Annotated in this window: 22 protein-coding genes and 5 tRNA genes; 9 read left to right on the top strand and 18 right to left on the bottom strand. The window is 47.3% G+C overall.

Going from position 1 to position 24036, the window contains the following annotated elements; translation table 11 throughout:
* The first annotated feature begins 8 nt into the window (after positions 1-8).
* Complete coding sequence (locus tag JZ784_RS12590) at positions 9-407, top strand: Na+/H+ antiporter subunit G (RefSeq protein ID WP_005013273.1); 399 nt, start codon at positions 9-11, stop codon at positions 405-407.
* Between the two features lie 362 nt (positions 408-769).
* Here JZ784_RS12590 and JZ784_RS12585 read toward each other — a convergent pair whose 3' ends face one another.
* The 11 genes from JZ784_RS12585 to tpiA all read right to left on the bottom strand — a co-directional run bounded on the left by JZ784_RS12585 (position 770) and on the right by tpiA (position 8015).
* Positions 770-1174 carry a ribosome-binding factor A gene (locus JZ784_RS12585; RefSeq protein ID WP_005013277.1) on the bottom strand — a complete coding sequence of 135 codons (405 nt, stop codon included), beginning with the start codon at positions 1172-1174 and terminating at the stop codon, positions 770-772.
* The gene (gene infB / locus JZ784_RS12580) at positions 1174-3885 is read right to left on the bottom strand and encodes a translation initiation factor IF-2 (RefSeq protein ID WP_346315100.1); all 2712 of its coding nucleotides are present in this window, start codon (positions 3883-3885) and stop codon (positions 1174-1176) included. The genes JZ784_RS12585 and infB overlap by 1 nt, the downstream gene beginning before the upstream one ends.
* Before the next feature lie 10 nt (positions 3886-3895).
* On the bottom strand, positions 3896-5380 hold the full coding sequence (nusA, locus tag JZ784_RS12575) for a transcription termination factor NusA (RefSeq protein WP_005013286.1): 1485 nt from the start codon (positions 5378-5380) through the stop codon (positions 3896-3898).
* A 23-nt stretch (positions 5381-5403) separates the two neighbouring features.
* Positions 5404-5940, bottom strand: coding sequence for a ribosome maturation factor RimP (rimP, locus tag JZ784_RS12570; protein WP_346315099.1), 537 nt, complete (start codon positions 5938-5940; stop codon positions 5404-5406).
* Positions 5941-6155: 215 nt separating this feature from the next.
* Positions 6156-6232: transfer RNA gene (locus JZ784_RS12565), tRNA-Met, on the bottom strand.
* 89 nt (positions 6233-6321) lie between these two features.
* Positions 6322-6398: transfer RNA gene (locus JZ784_RS12560), tRNA-Met, on the bottom strand.
* Between the two features lie 68 nt (positions 6399-6466).
* Positions 6467-6543: transfer RNA gene (locus tag JZ784_RS12555), tRNA-Met, on the bottom strand.
* A 76-nt stretch (positions 6544-6619) separates the two neighbouring features.
* Positions 6620-6696, bottom strand: a tRNA-Met gene (locus tag JZ784_RS12550).
* 46 nt (positions 6697-6742) lie between these two features.
* Positions 6743-6827 (bottom strand) — tRNA-Leu (locus JZ784_RS12545).
* A gap of 53 nt (positions 6828-6880) precedes the next feature.
* A complete protein-coding gene (gene secG, locus JZ784_RS12540) occupies positions 6881-7210 on the bottom strand; it encodes a preprotein translocase subunit SecG (RefSeq protein ID WP_005013290.1) in 330 nt (109 codons plus the stop codon).
* A 13-nt stretch (positions 7211-7223) separates the two neighbouring features.
* Positions 7224-8015: a triose-phosphate isomerase gene (gene tpiA / locus JZ784_RS12535; RefSeq protein ID WP_346315098.1), complete on the bottom strand. Its 792-nt coding sequence runs from the start codon at positions 8013-8015 to the stop codon at positions 7224-7226.
* A 275-nt stretch (positions 8016-8290) separates the two neighbouring features.
* On the opposite strand from tpiA, the gene pilB reads away from it, so the two are divergent.
* Genes pilB through coaE form a run of 4 tightly spaced genes read left to right on the top strand, consistent with a single transcriptional unit; the run spans position 8291 to position 12770 of the window.
* Positions 8291-10000, top strand: a complete 1710-nt coding sequence (gene pilB, locus JZ784_RS12530; protein ID WP_005013293.1) for a type IV-A pilus assembly ATPase PilB — start codon at positions 8291-8293, stop codon at positions 9998-10000.
* A gap of 35 nt (positions 10001-10035) precedes the next feature.
* Positions 10036-11265: a type II secretion system F family protein gene (locus JZ784_RS12525; RefSeq protein WP_346315097.1), complete on the top strand. Its 1230-nt coding sequence runs from the start codon at positions 10036-10038 to the stop codon at positions 11263-11265.
* A 23-nt stretch (positions 11266-11288) separates the two neighbouring features.
* The gene (locus JZ784_RS12520; protein WP_346315096.1) at positions 11289-12152 is read left to right on the top strand and encodes an A24 family peptidase; all 864 of its coding nucleotides are present in this window, start codon (positions 11289-11291) and stop codon (positions 12150-12152) included.
* A gap of 9 nt (positions 12153-12161) precedes the next feature.
* Entirely contained in the window at positions 12162-12770 is a 609-nt protein-coding gene (coaE, locus tag JZ784_RS12515; protein ID WP_346315095.1) for a dephospho-CoA kinase, read from the top strand.
* On the opposite strand, the gene JZ784_RS12510 is transcribed toward coaE, so the two are convergent.
* From JZ784_RS12510 to JZ784_RS12500, 3 genes are all read right to left on the bottom strand, one after another.
* The gene (locus JZ784_RS12510; protein WP_219190545.1) at positions 12767-13687 is read right to left on the bottom strand and encodes a DMT family transporter; all 921 of its coding nucleotides are present in this window, start codon (positions 13685-13687) and stop codon (positions 12767-12769) included. The two genes, coaE and JZ784_RS12510, sit on opposite strands and share 4 nt — an antisense overlap.
* Before the next feature lie 28 nt (positions 13688-13715).
* A complete protein-coding gene (gene rlmB / locus JZ784_RS12505; protein ID WP_005013305.1) occupies positions 13716-14465 on the bottom strand; it encodes a 23S rRNA (guanosine(2251)-2'-O)-methyltransferase RlmB in 750 nt (249 codons plus the stop codon).
* Between the two features lie 138 nt (positions 14466-14603).
* On the bottom strand, positions 14604-14927 hold the full coding sequence (locus tag JZ784_RS12500; protein WP_005013307.1) for a pyrimidine/purine nucleoside phosphorylase: 324 nt from the start codon (positions 14925-14927) through the stop codon (positions 14604-14606).
* Between the two features lie 578 nt (positions 14928-15505).
* Between JZ784_RS12500 and recN the strand changes: the two genes are divergently transcribed.
* The 3 genes from recN (at position 15506) to ruvX (ending at position 18432) form a co-directional block, all read left to right on the top strand.
* Positions 15506-17167, top strand: coding sequence for a DNA repair protein RecN (gene recN, locus JZ784_RS12495; RefSeq protein WP_346315094.1), 1662 nt, complete (start codon positions 15506-15508; stop codon positions 17165-17167).
* 274 nt (positions 17168-17441) lie between these two features.
* Positions 17442-17996, top strand: a complete 555-nt coding sequence (locus JZ784_RS12490) for a YqgE/AlgH family protein (RefSeq protein WP_005013310.1) — start codon at positions 17442-17444, stop codon at positions 17994-17996.
* Positions 17989-18432: a Holliday junction resolvase RuvX gene (ruvX, locus tag JZ784_RS12485; protein ID WP_346315093.1), complete on the top strand. Its 444-nt coding sequence runs from the start codon at positions 17989-17991 to the stop codon at positions 18430-18432. Before JZ784_RS12490 ends, ruvX begins: the two co-directional genes overlap by 8 nt.
* 72 nt (positions 18433-18504) lie before the next feature.
* Here the strand turns inward: ruvX and JZ784_RS12480 are convergent, their stop codons facing one another.
* From JZ784_RS12480 to JZ784_RS12470, 3 genes are read right to left on the bottom strand one after another with little or no spacing between them, the layout of a single operon-like run.
* Positions 18505-19512, bottom strand: a complete 1008-nt coding sequence (locus JZ784_RS12480) for an HlyD family secretion protein (RefSeq protein ID WP_346315092.1) — start codon at positions 19510-19512, stop codon at positions 18505-18507.
* A 26-nt stretch (positions 19513-19538) separates the two neighbouring features.
* Positions 19539-19742 (bottom strand): DUF1656 domain-containing protein, encoded by a 204-nt coding sequence (locus tag JZ784_RS12475; RefSeq protein ID WP_346315091.1) that lies wholly within the window; start codon positions 19740-19742, stop codon positions 19539-19541.
* On the bottom strand, positions 19735-21858 hold the full coding sequence (locus JZ784_RS12470; RefSeq protein ID WP_346315090.1) for an FUSC family protein: 2124 nt from the start codon (positions 21856-21858) through the stop codon (positions 19735-19737). The genes JZ784_RS12475 and JZ784_RS12470 overlap by 8 nt, the downstream gene beginning before the upstream one ends.
* Before the next feature lie 483 nt (positions 21859-22341).
* On the opposite strand from JZ784_RS12470, the gene JZ784_RS12465 reads away from it, so the two are divergent.
* A complete protein-coding gene (locus tag JZ784_RS12465; RefSeq protein ID WP_130144047.1) occupies positions 22342-23115 on the top strand; it encodes an IclR family transcriptional regulator C-terminal domain-containing protein in 774 nt (257 codons plus the stop codon).
* Between the two features lie 196 nt (positions 23116-23311).
* On the opposite strand, the gene JZ784_RS12460 is transcribed toward JZ784_RS12465, so the two are convergent.
* Positions 23312-23935, bottom strand: a complete 624-nt coding sequence (locus JZ784_RS12460; protein WP_005013324.1) for an alpha-ketoglutarate-dependent dioxygenase AlkB — start codon at positions 23933-23935, stop codon at positions 23312-23314.
* Positions 23936-24036: the final 101 nt, after the last annotated feature.

Below are 24036 nucleotides of genomic sequence, written 5' to 3'. Positions count from 1 at the left end.
AATATTCAATGCAGCTCGCAATGGAAATCACCGTTTCTATTTTTCTGATTATTGGCGCTTTTTTCATGCTGGTCGGCGGCATCGGCATGGTGAGGCTGCCTGACTTGTTCATGCGCCTGCATGCCCCAACCAAATCCAGCACCTTAGGTCTGGGCAGCTTTCTAATTGCAGCCATTATTTATGCTGCCTTTCATGGGCGCCTTGGCTTTGCAGAATTGCTGCTGACTCTGCTGGCCTTCATTACTGCGCCAGTATCCGCCAATTTAATTGCGCAGGCGGCATTGCATTTGCGTTTGCGCTCTATGAGCGGGGACGTGCCGGAAACCTTAAACCGCCCTTTGCCTTGGCAGCGTACCCGCCGCCGCGCATTTCACAATAAGCATGAAGACAGCGAAAATCAGCTTTAAGCAGCTCAATATGAAATGACTCAGTTGAAATTTCAGTAAACTGAGTCAGTTGATAATCTTAGCGTCAAAATACTGCCATCAAATTATAATAAAAACAGTCAGCTTATTCCGCTCGCTTGCATGAGTAGTGTTTTCACAGCCTATTAAAAATTAATCCAGCGCAAGTTCCTAATATAAAACCGCATCTGTAAAACTTAGCGGGCTCGCGCGATTGATCATTCACGTCATCCACATAACATTTGTACAGCATGTTCCTCGATAAATACCGCTTGGTTTGAAGCTTGCAGCTCATTCAAAAAGAAATCATTTCAGACAATAAAAAAGCCGCCCGAAGGCGGCTTTTTTATTTGTTCAATATGAACTTATTCTTCATCTTTTTTTGCATCTTCAGGAGGCAAATCCTTCACTGCTTCTGCAATCAGGCCAAACATATAGTTGCCATAGGCATTGGTTTTGTCGTAGTGGAAACGCAAACGCGGCGTTATACGTGTCTTGATGCTGCGGCTCAGCTCATGACGCAGGAAACCGGATGCCTTGTTCAAGACCTCTAAAGTTTCTTTATTCGCCGCTTCGCTTTGCTCATCACCTAATTCACGCCCCATCACAGTGACATAAACTTCAGCATAACCCAAGTCTGGACTGACTTTCACCGCAGAGATGGTCACAAGGCCACCTAAACGCGGATCTTTGAGTTCCTGGCGGATCAGTTCAGACAACTCGCGCTGAACTGTATCTGCCATACGCTTAAGACGCTGACTACCCGCCATTAAAGACTCCGTTTAATCAATTGAACGTCATACACTTCAATCTTATCTTGAACTTTGATGTCTTTGTAGCCTTTAACAGCCAGGCCGCATTCCATGCCGGCGCGAACTTCTTCAACCACTTCTTTATAACGGCGAAGAGATTCAAGCTCACCCTGGAATACAACAACATCATCACGCAATACACGGATTGGCTTATTGCGGTGCAACATGCCTTCCAGCACCATACAGCCTGCTGCCGCGCCGAATTTGCTTGAGTGGAACACTTCACGCACTTCAGCAACGCCCAGAATTGTTTCACGGTGTTCTGGCGCAAGCTTGCCGCTCATTGCCGCTTTCACGTCATCAATCAATTCATAAATGATTGAGTAGTAACGGATATCAATGCCGTCTGCATCTGCTTTTTGACGCGCAGTTGTATCTGCACGGACGTTAAAGCCCAGAAGCACAGCTTCTGAAGATTCAGCCAATGTCACGTCAGACTCAGTAATCGCACCGACACCTGAACTGATGACGCGCACTTTCACTTCATCTGTTGCAAGCTCAGCCAGCGCAACATGCAATGCTTCTAAAGTACCGCGCACGTCAGTCTTAAGAACCACATTCACGATAGGCACATCTTTCTTGCCCATAGATGCCATCAGGTTTTCAAGACGCATTGCGCTTTGACGCTCAAGACGCTTCTGGCGTTCACGGTCCATACGCGCATCAGCAACTTCACGCGCTTTTTTCTCATCATCAACGACAAGAACTTCATCACCCGCCATCGGCGCTTCTGGAAGGCCAAGGATTTCTACAGGAATTGAAGGGCCCGCTGATTTGATGCGCTGACCGTTTTCATCTGTCATTGCACGAACACGGCCGTAAGATGAACCGGCAAGAACCAAGTCACCTACTTTCAACGTACCGTTTTGAACCAGGATAGACGTGACCGCACCGCGGCCTTTGTCTACGCGCGCTTCAATAACAACACCTTGCGCTGCACCTTCTTCAGATGCTTTCAGCTCAAGCATTTCAGCTTGGATAGAAATCAAATCAAGCAGCTCATCGATTCCCATGCCTGAATGCGCAGAAACCATGGCAACAGGAACATCGCCGCCCCATTGTTCAGGCACGATCTGCTTCGCAGTCAATTCATTCAATACGCGGTCTGGATCAGCAGACTCTTTATCCATTTTATTGATTGCAACAATAATTGGAGTACCTGCAGCGCGGGCATGATCAATCGCTTCAGCAGTTTGCGGCATAACACCGTCATCCGCCGCTACAACCAGCACCACGATATCTGTCGCTTTCGCGCCGCGTGAACGCATTGCAGTAAATGCCGCATGTCCCGGAGTATCCAAGAAAGTAATAATGCCTTTCTCAGTTTTCACATGGTACGCGCCAATATGCTGTGTAATGCCGCCCGCTTCGCCTGCAGCCACTTTAGTGCGGCGGATCCGGTCAAGAAGCGACGTTTTACCATGGTCAACGTGACCCATGATAGTCACTACTGGAGGACGCGTCGTTTGCGCGCCGCGCGCTTCTTCAGCAGCTTCCAACAAGTTGTCTTCAGCTTGCGTATCAGATACGCGAACCGGGTTATGGCCCATTTCCTCAACAACCAGCGCTGCAATATCTTGCTCAATCGCTTGGTTCTGCGTTACCAGCTCACCCATTTTCATCAGTGACTTGATAACTTCACGAACCTTAACCGCCATTTTTTGCGCAAGGTCAGCAACAACAATCGTTTCACCGATTTCTACATCATACACTTGCTTTTTAACTGGTTTTTCAAAGCCATGCTTGTTTGCCTGGCTTGTTTTCAAACCGCGTTTATGCTGATTGTGGCTGAAAGATTGCTCTTCTTGACCGCGGCGGCCGCCTTTTTTCGGCGAACGCGTATTCGTGGTGTTGCCGCCGCGCTTGATTTCACGGTCTTCTTTGGCAAATGAGTCTTCATAAGCCTGGCCTACAAGGCCTGCAGCTAATGGAGAATCATCTACAACACGAATGGTTGCAGTTGTATCTTCAGACGTATACTTAGACGCCATCTGACGCATTTGCTCAAGCGTACGCTGCTGCGCTTCTTCAGCCGCTTTACGGCGCACTGCTTCTTCAGTCGCTTTCAGCTGTGCAGTCTGCGCTTCACGCGCTTTCTTCTGCTCAGCAGTCTCAGTCACTTTAACCACTTGCTTCACAATTGGCTTATTGTTTGACTTGCGCTTCACCACAACTGCAGCTTTAGGCACTTCCTGCTTCGCAGTTTCCTGCTTGGCTGCAGCGCGCATGGCTTCAAGCGCCTGCTTAGCTTTAGAGTCACCCTGTTTTGGCGCTTCTTGCTGCGCTGAAGAAGACGGGCTTGCCGCTTCTTCACGCGCTTTTTGATCCGCCTGCGCTTTAGCCAAAGCTTCAGCTTTAATCTGTTCTGGATCAGGCTTGGTAAACGTATGCTTCTTGCGAACTTCTACGTTAATGGTTTTCGCCTTACCTGATGTACTTGCTACTTTAGCTGTACTGGTCGTTTTACGTTTCAACGTGATTTTTCCTGCGTGTCCATCGTCTTGACCATGAACTTTCTTCAAATGGTTGACGAGTACATTTTGTTGTTCGGCGGTAATAATGTCATCAGCTTTACCTTGCGGCAAACCTGCATCACGAACCTGTTCCAGCAGCTTCTCAACTGGGGTACCCACGCTGAGCGCCAACTCTTTAATCGACTTGTCCGTCATATATTACCTCCTAGTTAAACCATGATTCGCGCGCTTTCATAATCAGTTGACCTGCTTTTTCTGCGCCCAAGCCTTCAATATCTTCGATATCGTCGGTGGCTTGGTCAGCCAAGTCATCTACTGTGATTACACCGCGGGCAGCAAGCGCATACGCGATCTCTTGAGTCATTCCTTCCATTGCAGCAAGTTCAGGACTCGGCTCTTGAATGTTTTCCTGCTGTTTCAATGCATCCGCCAATGCGACTTCTTTCGCGCGGCTTTGCAGCAATTCAACAGTTTCAGCATCCAGTTCAATTTCATCGAATGTTTCCGCTGGAACATAAGCAACTTCTTCGACTGAAGTGAAGCCCATTTCCACCAGCGCCATCGCGAGGTCTTCTTCAATATCCAGACGTGTTACAAACATGTCTAAATACTGCTGCGCTTCATTTTGCTGACGTGCGTGATACTCATCTTCCAGCATCATGTTCAGCTTGTAGCCCGTCAATTCAGATGCTAAACGCACATTTTGACCTTGAGAGCCAATCGCGCGCGCCAGCTGATCGCTGGCAGCGAAGATGATGTCAGCAGTACGCTCTTCTTCATCAATCACAATGCCGGATACATCCGCAGGCTCTAAAGCGCTGGCGATGTACTGCGCAGCATCATCAGACCACACCACAACATCAATACGCTCGCCATTCAGTTCCTGCTGAACCGCCTGGATACGCGTACCGCGCATGCCGATACATGCGCCCACTGGGTCAATGCGGTGATCGTTGGTTTTCACCGCGATTTTAGCACGGACGCCAGGCTGACGCGCAGCCGCTTTGATTTCAATGATTTCTTCAGAAATTTCAGGAATTTCCTTTTTCATCAAAGCAATCAGCATTTCAGGCTTAGCACGCGACAATAATAATTGAGCGCCGCGGCCTTCACGGTTAACGCTGTAAAGAATCGCATTGACACGCTGTTTAGGACGCAAAATTTCTTTTGGAATCATTTCCTCGCGTGCAAGATAGGCTTCAGCATTATCACCTAAGTCAATAATGAAGCCGTCTTTAGTCTGCTTCTTCACTTCGCCGTAAATCAGCTCACCGACTTTAGATTCATAAGCATCGGCAATTAATGCGCGCTCTGCTTCACGAATCTTCTGCACGATAACCTGCTTCGCAATCTGCGCAGCGATACGGCCGAAATCAATCGATTCAACTTCAAGTTCACGGATATCGCCAATGGACCATTTTGCAGGATCAACATCAGAAATCGCATCCTGGCAAGCAGGCATTTCATGATCTTCATCCGCCACCACTTCCCATTGACGGAATGTGCTGTAGTCACCTGTACGGCGGTCAATTTCTACGCGAAGGCGCGCTTCTTCAGAATTTGTGCCTTCATAGAATTTCTTTTTAGTCGCGGCAACCAGAGCTTGTTCAAGCGCTTCAAAAATTGCATCGCGACTTACACCTTTTTCGTTACTAACCGTTTCTACTACGGTAAGAATTTCACGTGCCATAAGTCACCTATTCGTTCAGATTCTTATTTATTGAATGAATCTTGGTAGATTAAATTTGCTTTATCAATATTGTGACTGTCGATTTCCAGCACTTGCTGCTTTTCAACCTCAACCTGAATTATTTCATTTTCAAGGTCAACGGCCACAAGTTTTGCCTGGAATTTACGGCGGTTATCTACAGCACTGATAAGGCGCAATGCAACCTGCTGACCAATATAGCCGGTCATTTGCTCCAGCTTATAGAATGGGCGGTCCCAGCCTGGAGATGATACTTCCAGCGCATATTCACCGGAAATCGGATCATGCACATCCAGCATCGCGCCCACTTGCTGCGTCACGCGCACGCAATCCTGAACGCCAATACCGCGGCCCAGCTCTTCTTCGCCTTCTTCATTGATGATTGGCGCAGCGTTTTCATCTACCGGCTTGTCGATATAAATACGCAATAGCGAGCGCTTGCCTTGCGGCACAAAATCAATGCCCCAGAGCTCTACATTACATGCCTGCACAGCGGGTGCAATTAAGTCCTGAAGTGCTTGAGTTTTATTTGATAGCTTCATTTACTCTCGTCAAAATTATGAGATTTGATGGCCGGAATGACCACTGCAGACCAATGCCAGCTATTGTAGTCGTAAAATATGGCAATTTGACCAAATTTATGCCAGTACTACGCAATAGCCAATAAAAAAGGGCGTAAATCGCCCCAATTGTGCACAGAAAACCATAGTCCACTGTGCAAAAAGGCCCACCTAGTTGTGAGCCTCTTTTAGAAACTTGGTAGCGGGAGCTGGATTTGAACCAACGACCTTCGGGTTATGAGCCCGACGAGCTACCAGACTGCTCCATCCCGCATCAACGTGCAAAAATTATATACAAATTGCCAATCATTTTCAATGAAAACTGATCAACTGTACCCGATTAAGTTGCACCTTAATCAGAATTGGTAGCGGGAGCTGGATTTGAACCAACGACCTTCGGGTTATGAGCCCGACGAGCTACCAGACTGCTCCATCCCGCATCAATATGCAAAAATTTATTCACCTTCAAACTTCAGGCGCTTATTTCAGTCTGCATCTAAAATAAGATTGGTAGCGGGAGCTGGATTTGAACCAACGACCTTCGGGTTATGAGCCCGACGAGCTACCAGACTGCTCCATCCCGCATCAATATGCAAAAAATTCATCCCACTTTAGACAATTTAAAGTGCCTATTTCAGTTTGCATCTAAAATAAGATTGATTGGTAGCGGGAGCTGGATTTGAACCAACGACCTTCGGGTTATGAGCCCGACGAGCTACCAGACTGCTCCATCCCGCATCAACAGATTTGCTGCACACACCAACTTATGTTCTGGATTACAAGTTGGTGCGGAAGGGGGGACTTGAACCCCCACGCCCGAAAGCACTACCACCTCAAGGTAGCGTGTCTACCAATTCCACCACCACCGCAGCAGTGACGCATTCTAGACGCATCACCTCAAAAAAGAAAGAGCTAAATAATATTATTCGGCTGTTTTTGGCGCAGTTGGTGAAGTTTCAGCCGATTTAGCAGGCGCTGCCGGCGCAGAAGAAATTGATTTCAGGCTGTATGCATCGGCAGTTTGCTTCTTCGCATAAACAGCCAGCGTTAAGCTGGTTACAAAGAATAATGCAGTTAAAATCGCAGTTAAGCGGGTCAAAAAGTTAGCCGAGCCAGATGCGCCAAATACTGTTGCTGCGCCGCCGCCGCCAAAAGATGCACCTGCGTCCGCCCCTTTGCCATGCTGAACTAAAATCAAAACAATCATCAAAACGGCTAAGATAATATGCACCACCAGCACAAAAGTTTGCATGCTGTACTCCTAATTATTTTGTATTCGCAAATGCTTGGGCAATTTGATAAAAAGCCTCTGCATTTAAAGATGCGCCGCCAACCAATGCACCATTGATGTCTGGGCAGGCTGCTAACTCTACTGCATTTTCAGGTTTTACACTACCGCCATATAAAATCGCGATGCCTTTGCCGGCAGGCGTAATTTGGCTGAGCCCTTCACGGATTTTCGCATGCATTGCCTGGGCGTCTTCCGGCGAAGCTGTTTTGCCCGTGCCAATCGCCCAAATTGGTTCATAAGCCACAATGATATTGCTCCATTGCTCACTCTGGACCACCGCTGCAATGTCACAGATTTGCTGCAGCACAGTGTGCTCAGCTTGACCATTTTCACGCTGCGCAAGGCTTTCACCTACACAATAAATCACTGTTAAGCCAGCGTTTAAAGCGTTTTTAATTTTTTCATTAATTACCGCTGGGCTGTCGCCAAAAACTTCACGCCGTTCAGAGTGGCCAATCAGCACATATTCAATTTTACTGTCTTTCAATAATTCGGCACTGATTTCGCCTGTATAAGCGCCCGTACCGGCAACACGTGATAGATCTTGCGCAAAGATGCTGACCGCACGGCTGCAATCTGAAAATTGCGTTTGAACAGCTTCCAGCGCAAGCGCAACCGGCGCCACGCCAATATGACATTTAGATTCTTCAATATTTTGATTTTGAAGCAATTGTTTTAATTCTTGAACCAGCTGTTTGGCATCTGCCCGCATTGGGTTCATTTTCCAATTGCCAACAACCCAAGGTGTAATCGCCGAACCCGACATAAATAACCTGCAGAAACTTTAGATGAAAACGGGCACATTCTACACGCAATTGAAAATTTTGATGATAATTTTCAGCTTACAATTTTAGCTAAAAAATAAGAAATACAATTTTCAGCACAATTTTCCCAAAAAAAAGCGGCGATTTAAGGACTGGTTCAAAGTTTTGATCAATACTTAGGTAGTGACAACACTTTAAGATATGGTATTTTTAAATAACAAAAGTATAATTTTCAAATACCAATTATAAACAAACTGAAGTATAGGCCTATTCAAGCATGACAGCACTACAGGGATCTCCAAGATTTACAGGGTTTATTCGGCGCCTGGTCGAAGAAGGACACGTATCTGCAGAAAAAATGCGTGAAGCGCTCTTAAGCGCCCAAAAAGCCAATCAGGACATTGTCGCGTACCTGACCAAAGAACTGAACATTCCGTCATTGACTGTGGCGGAAACCATTTCAGCAGAATTTGGCGAACCGATTTTTGACATTTCCGCTTATGATGCCAATCTGATTATCCGCGAAGATATTGACGAGAAGCTGATCACGCGCTACCGCGTGCTGCCGATTTACAAACATGCTAGCACACTGTATGTGGCAACCAGCAATCCGACCAACATTGAAGCTGTGGATGCAATCCGCTTCAGCAGCAAAATGAACACGGAAACCATTATTGTTGAGCACCATAAGCTGGAAAAGCTGATTGAGCAGCAATTCGCGGAAGAAAGCACTTTTGATTTTGATGATGATTTCGATCTTGATATTGCGACAGATGCCCCTGACCAGAACACCGATGATGAAGAAGAAGAAAAAGGCGAAGAAGCGCCTATTGTTAAGTACATCAATAAGCTGCTGGTCGACGCCATCCGCATGGGCGCTTCGGATTTGCACTTTGAACCCTATGAAAAATCTTACCGTGTCCGCTACCGCGTCGATGGCGTGCTGAGATCAATTGCCAACCCGCCCTTGCAGCTGGCGAATCGCTTAGCATCTCGCCTAAAGGTGATGTCGCAAATGGACATTTCTGAAAAGCGCGTTCCGCAAGACGGCCGCATTAAGCTGAAATTATCCAAAAGCAAGGCGATCGACTTCCGTGTAAACTCACTGCCTACGCTGTTCGGTGAGAAACTGGTGCTGCGTATCCTCGATCCATCCAGCGCCATGCTCGGGATTGATGCGCTGGGTTATGAGCCTGATCAAAAAGAACTGTTTATGCAGGCTTTAGAAAAACCTCAAGGCATGCTGCTGATTACTGGTCCGACGGGTTCAGGTAAAACGGTATCTTTATATACCGGCCTGAATATTTTAAACCGGGAAGACACTAATATCTCCACCGCAGAAGACCCGGTAGAAATTAATCTGGAAGGGATCAATCAAGTCAATGTCAACAATAAAGTGGGCTTAACCTTCTCCGCCGCATTAAAATCTTTCCTGCGCCAGGATCCGGATATTGTCATGGTTGGTGAGATTCGTGATTTAGAAACGGCTGAAATTGCCATTAAAGCGGCGCAGACAGGCCATATGGTAATGTCGACGCTGCATACCAACAGCGCGCCTGAAACGTTGACGCGTCTGCGCAATATGGGTGTGCCTTCATTCAATATCGCAACTTCAGTCAATCTGGTGATTGCACAGCGCTTAGCGCGCCGCCTGTGCTCGCAATGTAAAGAAGCAGTGGAAATTCCACAGCAAAGCTTGCTGGAAATGGGTTTTACAGAAGATGATCTGAAAAATCCAGACTTTCAAGTTTACCAGCCTGTCGGCTGTCCAGAATGCCGTGAAGGCTATAAAGGCCGTGTCGGTATTTATGAAGTAATGAAAGTGACGCCGGAGATTTCACGCATTATTATGGAAGACGGCAACGCGCTTCTTATTGCAGAGGCTGCAAATCAAGCAGGATTTAACAATTTGCGCCGTTCAGGCTTAGTTAAGGTTATGCAGGGGGTGACTTCTCTTCAGGAAGTCAATCGCGTAACCAGTGAATAACGGCTGTTTTTAATATTTAAAATAAGGATAAATTCATGGCTGTCAAAAAAGCGCAGATGATGCCAACCTTCAGTTATGAAGGGATTGACCGTAAAGGGGCCAAACTTAAGGGGGAACTGCCGGCGCGCAACATGGCGCTGGCAAAAGTGACGTTGCGCAAGCAAGGCATCACCATTAAGAATATTCGGGAGAAGCGCAAGAACATTCTCGAAGGATTGATGAAAAAGAAAGTGTCTACACTGGACATCACTATTTTTACCCGCCAGCTTGCGACGATGATGAAAGCTGGTGTTCCTTTGGTGCAGGGTTTTGAAATTGTTGCAGAAGGCCTCGAAAACCCATCTATGCGTGAAGTTGTCTTAGGGATTAAAGGCGAAGTGGAAGGCGGCAATACTTTTGCCGGCGCACTGCGTAAATATCCGCAGTATTTTGATAACCTATTCTGTTCTCTAGTTGAATCAGGCGAACAGTCCGGCGCACTGGAAACCATGCTGGACCGTGTAGCGATTTACAAAGAAAAAAGTGAACTGCTGAAGCAAAAAATTAAAAAAGCCATGAAATATCCTGCAACAGTTATTGTTGTAGCTATTATTGTGACAATTATTTTGATGGTCAAAGTTGTCCCTGTTTTTGAAGGTCTTTTCAGTTCCTTTGGTGCGGAATTGCCTGCATTTACCAAAATGGTCGTTGCAATGTCCAACTGGTTTCAAAGCTATTGGTTTATTTTCATTATCGCTGTCGCTGCGGTCATTGCCTGTTTCTTAGAAGCCAAAAAACGCAGCAAAAAATTCCGAGATTTTCTGGATAAAGCTGCGCTGAAAGCGCCGATTTTTGGAGACTTGGTATATAAAGCGATTATCGCACGCTATAGCCGCACACTGGCAACAACCTTTGCCGCAGGTGTTCCGCTGATTGATGCACTGGAATCCACGGCAGGCGCAACCAACAACGTCGTCTACGAAACTGCGGTCATGAAGATCCGTGATGATGTGGCAACCGGCCAGCAGCTGCAGTTTGCCATGCGGGTGACTGATAAGTTTCCTTCTATGGCGGTACAGATGGTGGCGATCGGTGAAGAGTCTGGTGCTCTGGATGCCATGCTGGATAAAGTGGCAACGCATTATGAAAATGAAGTCGATAATGCCGTTGACGGTTTAACCTCAATGATGGAACCTTTAATTATGGCCATTCTAGGTGTGCTGGTTGGCGGCTTAGTGATTGCCATGTACCTGCCAATCTTCCAGATGGGTTCTGTGGTTGGTTAAATCTAAGAAGGCTTAAATTTAAATTGTTCTCCAATATTATTTCCTATTTTATCGAAAATCCAACAGCGCTTTATATTGCTGTTGGCCTACTCAGCCTGTGCATAGGCAGTTTTTTGAACGTGGTTATTTACCGCACGCCAAAAATGATGGAACAGGAGTGGCGCACTGATTGCCAGTTTCTGCTGCATCCTGAACAGCCGATTATTGATGAAAGCAAAATCACGCTGAGCAAACCCGCTTCAACCTGTCCGAAGTGCCATAGTCCGATTCGGTGGTATCAAAATATTCCTGTGATCAGCTGGCTGATATTACGCGGTAAATGCGGCGCCTGCCAAAACCCGATCAGCATCCGTTATCCGCTGATTGAACTGCTGACCGCTGGATGTTCATTGATTGTCGTCACCGTCTTTGGCCCAACGCTGCAAATGATGTTCGGCTTGCTGTTCACGTGGGTCTTAATCGCCCTGACATTTATTGATTTTGATACTCAGCTGCTTCCTGACCGCTATACGCTCCCTTTGGCGGCTTTAGGCTTAGGCATCAATAGCTTCGCTATCTATACTTCTCCGGTATCATCGATTTGGGGGTATATCATTGGCTTCCTTTGCCTTTGGATTGTCTATTACCTCTTTAAAATTGTGACCGGCAAAGAAGGCATGGGCTACGGAGATTTTAAACTTCTGGCAGCGCTAGGCGCATGGATGGGGCCGCTGATGCTGCCGCTGATTGTGCTGTTATCATCCTTAGTCGGCGCAATTATCGGCATTATCCTACTGAAAATCCGCAAGGAAAATCAGCCTTTTGCTTTTGGCCCCTATATTGCCATTGCCGGCTGGATCGCCTTTCTCTGGGGTGAGCAGATTATGAAAATTTATTTGGGTCAATAAGGAATAGGCATGGCTTTTGTGATGGGGTTAACAGGCGGCATCGGCAGCGGAAAATCGGCAGCCAGCGCTTGGTTTGAATCTCAATGCATCGTTGTGGTAGATGCCGATATCGTCGCGCGTGAAATAGTGCAAAAAGGCCAGCCCGCCTTAAAGGATATCCATCAAGCTTTCGGCGATTGGGTTTTGCAGGCAGATGGTGAACTCAACCGCCGCGCATTGCGTGAACATATCTTTAAAGCACCTGAAGCACGCAAAGTATTAGAGCAAATCACTCATCCAGCCATCCGAAACTCGATTATTCAGCAGCTGGCGCAAGCTGACAGCCCATATGCCATCTTGGTTTCTCCCCTGCTGTTTGAAACCAATCAGCATGAGCTGACTCAGCGCACTTTGCTGATTGATGCATCTGAAGAACTGCAGATTTTGCGCGCATCGCAGCGCGATGGGCAAAATGAGGAACAGATCAAAAAAATCATTGCAGCGCAAATGCCCCGCCTCCGCAAGCAGCAGATTGCAGATGATATTGTGCTGAATGATGGCCATCTGGATCATTTATATCAGCATCTGCAGCCGATGCATGAAAAATATCTCGCCATGGCATTAAAAAAGCAGCCTTAATCTGACTGCTTTTTTTGTTCGTTCAATTGCTGCTGGAGCGGATCTTGATGCACCAGCCAGCGCCACGGCTGCAGTGCGCCAATCCCCATCCCCGCCAATCCGCAGACAATCGCGATATTCAATGGCTCATTCAGCAAAGGCACCGCAATAATAGCCGCGATAAACGGCGCCAAAGTGACAATACTGCCCGTTTTAAAAGCGCCCAGCCTTTTAATCGCTTCAACATAAGTCAAAGTTGCGATAATCACCACAAAGATTCCATGGAATAGCACCTGAGAAATCAGATGGACTGGATCTGGCTCAGTGAGATGTTTCGGCAGAAACAGCAGATAGATCGGCACATAGATGATCGCTGACCAAACCGCGACACCGGCCATGGCATGCCATGCCGATAATTTCCATTGACGCAGTAATACAGTGAAAATCCCCCACCAAATGGCGCTGAGGAAAAACAGCAGATCGCCCAAGCCAAATGCCTGCCCTGTTTGCAAATACATCAGGAAGCTCATAGCGCCCAAAGAAATCACCATGATGACAAGGCTGATCCAAGTGTGGCGGTCAAACGACTGCTGAAACAATACATATGCCGCCACGGCAGTGCATAGCGGGATGCAGCCGTTCAAAAAAATAGCCGCATGCGCTGCAGGGGCATAATGAAAAGCGCTGTAAGCCGTTAAGCAGTAAATCACGCCGCCCAGCATCGCTAAAATGAACGGCTCCTTTTTGCATAAAAATGCCGTATCTTTCTTGTAGATCAAGATCGGCATTAAAATGATAAAGGCCAGTACAAAACGCAAGGCGGTTAAATCCCAAGCGCTGATTCCCCAATTGGCGCTCAAGCGCGCCGTGAGGGTAAAACCGCCCCAAATGCACATCGTAATCAGAACGTATAGATAACCTTGCCTTTTCGGGGACATTGCTCTCAGCTTTTTTTGGGTGGAACAATCAGTGATTGCGCTGGCGGCAGGCTTCATACAGCGCCATGCCTGTTGCAACACTCACATTGAGACTTTGCAAATTCCCCGCCATCGGGATATAGACTTTTTGATCGCACTGCGCTTGGGTAATAGGACGCAAGCCTGTATCCTCCGCGCCCATCACGACACATACGGCAGCGCCGGTAAAGTCAAACTGATGAATCGGCAATGCCTGCTCATCCAGCATGGTGCCGACCACCTGAACATTAAACTGCTCTTTGATTTGCCCTAAGGTGCGCGCCAAGTTAGTCACTTGAATGAATTTTACTTTTTCCGCTCCGCCGGCTGCGACTTTACGCGCCGTTGGCGTTAAGCTTGCTGAACGGTCACGCGGCACAATCACCGCTTCAACGCCCATCGCGGCCGCAGTACGGATGCACGCGCCCAAATTGTGCGGATCTGTGATTTGGTCCAAAGCCAGCAATAAAGGCTGTTTGGATACCGTCAGCAGGTCTTCTAAATCTTTTTCATTTAACGTGGGATGCGGGCGCACAGCTGCCACGACACCCTGATGGTACGGCAAGCCCGCCAATTTTTCCAAGGTGTCCCGGCTGGCTTTTTGAATGCTGACGCCAAAGGGCTCCGCCAATTCAAAAATACGCTGCAGGCGCTGATCTTCACGGCCTTTCAAAGCGAATAAAGTTAAAACACGCTCAGGTTCAAGCTCCAGCAATGACTCTACAGAATGTACGCCATAATAATATTCAGGTTTCGCCATGAACGGCCTCTAACTTTGATTGATCATTCAAAAGAAAAATCCTGTAAAGCAAACTTTACAGGATTTATGCTTAATGCGTAGTTTAACTGATTTAGACTGAAATTTCTTAACCTAAGTCAGCTCAGCGCCTAGAATAAATCAGCCTTCTAAATGGCAAACATAATCCAGCACTTCGTCTGTTTCTATTTTAAAGCGGCTATTGCCCGGCACATAAAATGACTGGCCTGCGCGGAATAATTCGCTTTCTTCGCCGTCGGCAATCTGCACGCGGCATTCACCAGAAATAATTTCCATGCGCTCAGGAACATGCGTTTCAAAAGTTAACGCCTGTTCAGTCGGCAAAATCACCCCCAGTGTTTTTTTGGTGCCATCTTCAAATTGCACAGTGTGGCTAATGCAGAGACCGCCAAAATAGACATTTGATTTTTTGATGACTGATACATGATCAAACTGAGCTGACATGCTTATTTTCTCCAGATAAAGCATATTTATAGTATTTGCTAACAGCAGTTTAATGGCGCTGTCTGCACGAATCAATCCATCTTTGATACAGATCGACCAAAGAATTAGATGCCGCCTGCCCGCACTCGATTGCATGCATTGCAGGCGATGTTACCCCAATGGATATTGAGTCTAAAACAAGTCATTCCGCAGTACAAATTTCTTTTTTTATGCTGCCCTGCAAACTCCCGCCTGCTTCAGATCCACGCGCGCTTTTGAGGGATAGCGCTGCAATTGATCTGAAAACTGAGCTGCCGACTGGCATGCCATATCAATGAAATGGCCCAGCCAAGCCCAAGCCGTACACACTGGGCTGGAATTTTCCGATGCTTATTTTCAAGCCGGCGTTTTAAAGCTGGCCTGCACATTTTTGCGCGGTATGAGATGATTTACCCGAGGATCATACTGAAGGTGTATTTTTATGTTGAAATTAATATAGAATTACGAGGTTTACGGTGATTTAAAAATAAAATCCGTCTTGTGACAAAAACAAAACTTGTCTATCTTAAACTCGAACTTCTCGCAGCTTGGATGCGTTTATGCTGACACATTTAACTCTGATCAATTTTGCTTTAGCCGAACATTTAGCCATTGATATTGAACAAGGTTTCAACGTCTTAACCGGTGAAACCGGCGCAGGAAAGTCTTTGCTGCTGGATGCGCTTTCGGCTTGCTTAGGTGAACGCACAGATACCAATTATGTGCGCTTTGGATCAGATAAAGCGGATGTGACAGCAACCTTCAGCTATCAGCCGGATTCGCCTGAAGCGCTGTGGCTCAAAAAACAGGAACTGGATGATGAATCTGGTGAACTGCTGCTGCGGCGTGTAGTTTTCGCCACTGGCCGCAGCAAAGCATGGATCAATGGGCGCCCAAGCAGTTTAGCGGAGTTGAAAGAAATCGGCCGCTTGCTGGTTCAGCTATATAGCCAGCACAGCCAGCAGCAGCTGCTGGAACCGCCCTACCCTAAACACTGGATAGACCGCTACAGCAATTTTTACGCGCCTGCACAAGCAGTGCGTGATGCCTATAGCAAATGGCAAAAAGATATCCGCCAGCATCAGGCAGCGCTGGATGCGCAAGCGACCCGCAAACAGCGTATCGACACATTGGAACTGCAGCTGGAAGAGCTCGAACCGATGGTTCAGATGGATTATAAAGACATCGAGCAGGAATTCGACCGCCTGAGCCATCATGAACATATTATGCAAGACTGCAGCTATAGCCTCGCTGCGCTGGATGATGCCGAACAGAATATCAATCAGGAAATTTCATCTATTTTAAGGCGCATCGAGCCTCATGCGGGGCGCAGCGAACAGCTGGCTGAAATTTATGCTTCTATGCTGAATGCGCAGAGCGAATTGGAAGATGCAACAGCAAACTTGCGCCAATTTATGGACCGCCAGAGCTTTGATCCGGAACGCATGGAAGAGCTGAATTCACAGCTGGAAATTTTCCACCGCCTTGCCCGCAAGTACCGCACACAGCCTGAACTGCTGAAAACAGAATATGCAGCATGGCAGGCTGAACTGCAGCAGCTGCATGAGCTGGAAGATCCGGAAACCTTGGCGGAACAAGTTGAAATTTCACATCAGGATTTCTTAGCCAAAGCGCAGCATTTAGATGCCATCCGCCGTGAGGCCGCCGCGCCGCTTGCCAAACAGCTGACGGAGCAGGTAAAACAGCTGGCGCTGCCTGAAGCGCATTTTGAATTTAAATTTGAGCCTCTTGATGATGCATCCAGCGAAGGCCTCAGCTTCATTCAGCTGCTGTTTACCGCCAACAAAGGCATTCCTGCACAGCCACTGGCGCGCGTTGCGTCTGGCGGGGAACTTTCCCGTATCGCCTTAGTTATGCAGGTGATGAATGCTGAAAAAACTGATGCTGAAGTGATTGTTTTTGATGAAATTGATGTCGGAATCAGCGGCGGGACCGCGGAAATTGTCGGCCGTTTGCTCGCTGGCTTGGCGGAACATGTGCAGATTCTGTGCATCACCCATCAGGCGCAGGTGGCCGCGCAGTCCGATCAGCATCTGCTGGTGAAAAAACAGCAGACGGATCCCGCCAGCAGCACCATCTTTGAGCTCGGGGAAGACGGCCGCATTCAAGAACTGGCGCGGATGACTGGCGGTGTGGAAATTAATGAAACCACCCTGCAGCACGCCCGCCAATTGCGCCAGCTGAAATTTCAGCACAGTTAAATGCAGTGAAACAGGCGCCTCAGCAAATTCGTAAAAGCCTTTGAAACCCTCGAAGGTTTTTTTATGGCGTCTTTATTTCACAATGCCTGTATAGCGGCAGCCGGTTTTCTGCAGACTGCACCGCAAGGATTACAGCAGCTGTACAGCAGGTATGCCGGCAGCAGAAAACCCAGAATTCATACAAAAATTCATTGTTGAACCAGACTTAGTCTAGTATGTTGATAAATACATAATTATTAACATTCATCTGATCGAGATAAGGAGAAAGGCCTAGGTGTCTAAACAATATCTGACGCATCGCTGCCTGATTGCTCCGCCAGATATGCAAGATGACTTCTTTGCAAATACAGTCATTTATTTGGCCCGCCATGACCATGACGGCGCTCAAGGCATTATCATTAACCGGCCTTCAGGCATCCAAATTAAAGAATTGCTGAATGACCTTGAAATTGATGCGGATAATGTCAATCCGCATGCAGTACTGCAAGGCGGCCCCTTGCGCCCAGAAGCAGGCTTTGTCCTGCATACGGGCCAGCCGACTTGGCATTCCTCTATTGCCGTCGGTGAAAATGTCTGCATTACCACCTCAAAAGATATTTTGGATGCGATTGCGCACAATGAAGGCGTTGGCCGCTATCAAATTGCGCTGGGCTATGCCAGCTGGGACAAAAATCAGCTGGAAGCGGAAATTTCACGCGGCGATTGGCTGATTTGTGATGCAGACATGGATTTGATTTTTAATTTGCCTTACGATGCGCGCTGGGATGCCGCCTATAAAAAAATGGGGGTAGACCGCATTTGGTTATCTTCAGAGATTGGACATGCCTGATTTAAATACACCGAACATGATTATGGCGTTTGACTTCGGCACACAGAAAATGGGCATGGCGGTGGGCCAGTCCATGATTGAAAGCGCGAACCCTTTGGCGCTGTTTCCCATGAAAGACGGCATTCCCAATTGGGATGAACTGCTGAAAATCATTCAGCAGTATCAGCCGAATTTATTTTTAGTCGGCCTGCCGCTGAATATGGATGATACTGAATCTGAACTGTCTGCCCGTTCCCGCAAGTTTGCCCGCAGGCTGCGCCATCAAACCAATATTGAAACACTGATGGTGGATGAACGGCTGACGACCCGTGAAGCGCGCGGCGAACTGGAGCATTATCAAGCGCAAGGCCGCGGCAAAAAATTGGCGGCTGACAGCATTGCGGCGGCGTTATTTATTGAAAGCTGGTACCGCAATCCGGAAGGGCTAACGCCGTAAAGGGCTGAGTGCTGAAAAACAAAAAAGCATCCTTTCGGATGCTTTTTTGTTTTTTGAAATGCTGAACCGTCCTTATTTGACGGCAGCATCAATATGCACCGTCGCAGTACGCCCTGCAACAAAGGCCAGCTGATTCCCCGGCAGTTCATCCAAAGCGATTTTCACTGGCACCCGCTGCGCCAAACGCACCCAGCTGAACGTTGGATTCACATTCGCCAGCAGCCCTGTCGTTGAAGTCCGTTCGCGGTCTTCAATCCCGCTCGCAATCCCCTGTACATGGCCTTTGATTTTTGTGGAATCCCCCATCAGCTGGATAGTCGCAGGCGCGCCAATGTAGATTTTATCCAATTTGGTTTCTTCAAAATATCCAACAATGTACAGTTTTTGACGATCCAGCAGCGCAGCGACTGCCTGACCGACTTTGACATAATTGCCTTCCTGCAGTTCAAAATTGGAGAGCGTTCCGTCTGCCGGCGCAACCACTTCAGAGCGGTTTAAGTTCAGTTGCGCTAAGTGCAGATTGCTGGCGGCTGCCTGAATCAGGGCTTTTTGCTGCACAATATTGGCTTGCGCCTGCTCGATGGCGGCGCCCATTTGCTGATGTTCCGCATGAGATTCATCCCGCGCAGCAAAAATCTGATCCTGTTCCTGTTTGGAAATCGCGCCATCCATCAGACTGGAATAGCGGGCTGCATTTTTATCCGCCAGGTTGATATTCGCCTGTGACTTGACCAGATTGGCTTTGGATTGCGCCAGTGCTGCTTCAGCCTCAGCTAAACCGGCTTTGGCTTTATACAGTTCTGATTTGGCCTGCTCTACATCTAGCGCTTGACGCGCCACATCAATTTTAAACAGCACTTGGCCTTTTTTAACCGACTGGTTATCCTGCACCAGCACTTCCGTCACTAAACCGGAAACATCGGAAGACACCTGAATGACGTCTCCGCGCACACGGCCATCCCGTGTCCACGGTTCAGAATTATAATAATTCCAAATATGGCGCGCGACCAGCAAAGCCATCACTGCAGCTGCCAGCAAGAGAACGGGCCGCACATATTTACGCACATTCACAGACGTCATTTTTTCACCTCAATATTTCAATTTTTTTACAGCACAGCAGCACAGAGCCAATGCCCGCAGCCCAGCAGAATGATGTACAGGCACAGATAAAACACGCTCGGCATGGCAATCCAGCCCTGTTCGGCCCATTTATCTAACAACAGCATCAGCAGGCGCAGCACGGCATAGGCAGCAATAGCCTGTATCAGCAGCATGGGGACATATACCCCATAAATATTCATCTCACCCATGCTGAACTCCTGCAGGCTCGGTATCTAATTTGGACGCAGCTTTCGATGGGTTGCCCGAAGCATTGCTCAGGACATGGCATAAACTGCTTTGGATATTGTTCAGCGACACCAGCAGGCGCTCTGCTATTTCACGGCTGTTTAATTCATTGCTGCGCCGCTTCAAGAGCGCAATTTTCTGTAACACCTTATCTTTCAGCGGCAATTCAGGGCGCATCCATTCTTTTGTCCTGAAGTAATCATCCAGCAGCTGAATCAAGTCGCCCAAGCCGGCTGCCAGTTCATGTTCAGCGGGAAATTCCTGCATCAGCTCCTGCAGGCGCGTTAAATCGACCACAGCGCTGGCCTCAATCAAGGCTAAATTAATATCGCGCTTTAAAGCCTCAGACTGCACAGCTTTGGTGTTTAAGATGCCGATACGGTCAAGCATTGTGCGCAAATGGATGCGGAACGGCACGCCATAAGGGATGTACAGCGCTTGGCGGATTGCTTTGTAATGCATAGACAATATCCGCTGCACCGTCATTTCAGGCGACATTGCGCGCACCAAATGAATCACATAAACCGAAATAATCGGCCCAATGACCGTGCCTATAGAGGCATCGAAAAATAAAACCTGATCTAAACTGTAGCGGTTCTGCAGATTCAGCCCCATGACGGTACCCATCAGCATCGGCAGCCCAATGCCGACTAAAGGCGGATGCGGAAATAAAAGCAGGCAGAAGATCACAAACGGCGCCAGCACCGCTGCCAGCTGCCAAAATGCAGTGACATGCGGAAAAATACCGTAGGCATAAATAAAAACCGCAAACGCTGCATAAATATTGCCGCGGATAAACATTTTTAAAGCAGGTACCGGGTTATCCATTGCCGTTAAGATGCAGGCGCTGATCGCGGCCATTTCCGCCAGCATGAATCCTGTTTTCCAGCCGCTGAGAATCCAGAAACCGGTTCCAAGGATAATAATGATAAAAGCTGAAATTCCGCCGCGTACCGCAACGCCATGGTCGCGGTGCAAATTGGGATAACTTGTCGTCAAGGCAGTTACAGATTCCGGCAATACCGCATCGCCGCAGTTAATGCGCTGCCAGATCAGCTGAATCGCCCGGATATTCTGAATATAGTGCCGGACATCCATTTTCAGACCCGCCAGAATAATCTGCTGTTCATGCGGCGCCAATTGCATCAGCCGATGAAAATCCGGTTCAAATTCAGGCGGCAACAGGTTTAAATCCTGTTCCTGAATTTCCAGATCATCCTGCATAAACATCTGAATATGCGCATGAATGGAAGCCATTTCTTGCTGAAAATGCTGATCTTTAAACGGCTCATCCAGCTGGTTCATCCGTTCCAACATAGCGACTAAATTGCTTAGCAGCATCGTCATCTGATTCAGCATTTCCTGCAGCGGTTTGGTCATGCCTTTGAGCGTTGACTTTTCATAGCTCAAATGCACCACCATGCCATGAATATCGGCAATATCGCGGGCAAGGCTGCCTAAAGATTCGGCATAATGGCTTGGATGTTTTTCATTCAGTAAAATCTTATTGAAAATATTCTGCGTATCTTGCACGGTTTTATTGACCCGCACTTTCACGGCTGGGCCAATATGCATCGGAAAAATCGTCGTCGTCACAATAGCGCTGCACACCACCCCAACCGTAATTTCTAAAAAACGGCCGATCGCCATATCAAAAATTGAAATGCTGTCGATGTAATACACAGCGTTATAGGCAATAATGACCGTGGTATAGCCTGCCAGCATAAACACATAGCTTCGCGGTGTTCTGTCCAGCAATGAAAAATACAGGCACCATCCGACCCACGCGGCCAAAAAGAAAGTGAAGAGCCATGGCGTATTGATCAGTGCCGGCGTCGCAATGACTGAAACAATGGCGCCGATCAGCGTCCCCAAAACCCGGTAAATGCTTTTGGACGATGTCATGCCCGAATAAGGATTCGCAATCACAAAAACCGTACCAATCGCCCAGATGGGATAAGCCAAATTCAACTCAAACGCCACATACAGCGCCAGCAGTCCAGCTGCGAATGTTTTAGACGCAAAAATCCAATCCATCTTATTTGGACGAAATGCGAGTAAAGGTTTAATCAGCAGCATAGGGATTCTCGGCAGTGAATGCAGGCTTATTTTTGAGATGGCTTCATCGCGCCATTTCAATCAATCAAAATGACGTATCCGCTGCCCAAAGGGCAAAGAGAGGAAAAATGCATTCAAAATAAGGGCAATGCGTGCTGAAAAGCAGAAAGCCATTTTCAGCATTCAGCAAAGGAAAACAGCCAAAAAAGAAACTTGCCCCAAGGAAAGGGAAGATTAATTATTCATCATTGGATATTTTATGCATTAATTTTTTCAAAAAACTGCCTCAATGTCAAATAAAATATCTTATTTTGATAATTTAACTATTAATAGTGTTTAAAAATGATCAATTTCATTCCTGTTTATCAGTCTTCTTATGCAGCGCATTGAATGATGCGAATTGCCGCACTGCGCGCATAAAAGTCCTGCAGAATCTTCAGCATTTTGTTATAAAGTCACTGTATATCTCAATTTCTGACTTTCAGTTTAACCAAGCAGGTTCATATGGCGCTCTCCAGTTTTGGTAAAATTCTCACTGTGCTCGATTTATTTTCAGTATCACGCCCAGTAATCAATGTAGATACCATCAGTGCAGAATTGGGCCTTTCCAAACCCACCAGCTACCGCTATCTCAAAGAGCTGGTTTCAGCAGAGCTGCTGCAGCGGCTGAGCGGAACTTCAGGCGATTACACACTGGGGTCCAAAATTGCCGTTTTAGATTATATTTCCCGCACCACAGACCCGCTGGTGCAGATCAGCATTCCGTTTATGCATGAAATTGTTGAACGCACCGAATTTTCTTGCCTGCTGACGCTGCTGAATCATGATTCCTGTATCGACCTGCATGATGAAGTCTTCAAGAATACCCTGCTGCTGTCCTATGGACGCGGCTGTCCGCGCCCTGTCTTTGTCGGCTCTTCAGCCAAGGTGATGATGTCATATCTGCCGAAGCAGCAGATTCTGGATTACTACCAGCGTTATTCAGCTCAGCTTTCAGAAGTAGGTTTTGCCGATAGCGAGGATGATTTCCTCAATAAAATGAAGAAGATTAAAAAGCAAGGCTATTATTTTTCGAATGGTGAACTCGACCCGAATGTTGCGGGCCTGTCTGTTCCGGTTAAGTTTTCCAGTAAAGAGCCGCCTTTAGCGCTGACCCTGCTGGCATCAAAAAACCGCTTTGAATTTGTTAATTTGCAAAAACTCATTGAAATTTTGCAGGAAAATGCCGCTTTAATTGAAAAGAAGTTTATGACGCTGTCAGATCAGCCGAATATCTGACATCTGGACAGCCCAATAATTCATCCGGATTTAACAAATAAATACGTTGTATTTTAAATGCAATTCTCATAATATGATTATTATTCTTCACAACCATTATGTTCCATGACATGCTGGCAACGACATGAAGACATCCCTCAGAAGCAAGAAGCTCATGATGTTCATGGGCTTTTTTCTTGCCTGAAATTTCCGGCGCTCATCCGGGGAAAAAATAGCGGAACGTTAGGTTAATCCTTGGATCCAGCACCTTGGCTGTTTTGCTGATGCAATGCTTCCAATATTTTTGCGTTTGTCCGCGCATCACAATCAATTGCCCGCTTTGCAGCAGCACATCAATATGTTCAGGCTGAACTTTATGTTTAAAGCGCATCTTGCGCGTAGCGCCAAAACTTAAGGATGCAATCACGGTTTCATGCCCTGCTTTCGACACCAAAGAGGGTTCATCATCGCTGTGCCAGCCCACAGCCTGCTGGCCATGCTCATACAAATTGGCAAGGCATGAATTGAAAGGATGGCCTATCAGGCCTTCTATGTGCTGTTTCAGCCGGAAAAGCCCCGAATTCCATGCCTGCGCCTGCTTTAAGCTGCCGGAATAACGGTATTGATAATGTTCATCGCCATACCAGACGACTTTACGGCCGGTAATATAATGCTGCCCATGCAGGACCACTTCATCCCGCTGCCAAGCCAAATGGTGCAGAAAGTAGCGCAGATACTGATCGCTCTGCGCTTGATTTAAAATTAAGCCATAATCTTCAACAATGCCGTCACGCGGCAAAATATTGCCTCGCCGCTCTGGTTCAAATAATTCCAGCGTCATGGCCCGCACCCAGTCCCTGCATTTCAATCCATAGTGTACTGAAAAATGCCGCTTCACAAATTAATACAAAGTCACAGCTTGTCGCTTTAAATGTTCAGGCT

The organism is Acinetobacter sp. CWB-B33 (assembly GCF_039655955.1).
GTDB lineage: Bacteria > Pseudomonadota > Gammaproteobacteria > Pseudomonadales > Moraxellaceae > Acinetobacter > Acinetobacter bouvetii.
The sequence above is the reverse complement of the archived record's forward strand: the minus strand, read 5'-3'. Positions and strand labels throughout refer to the sequence as shown.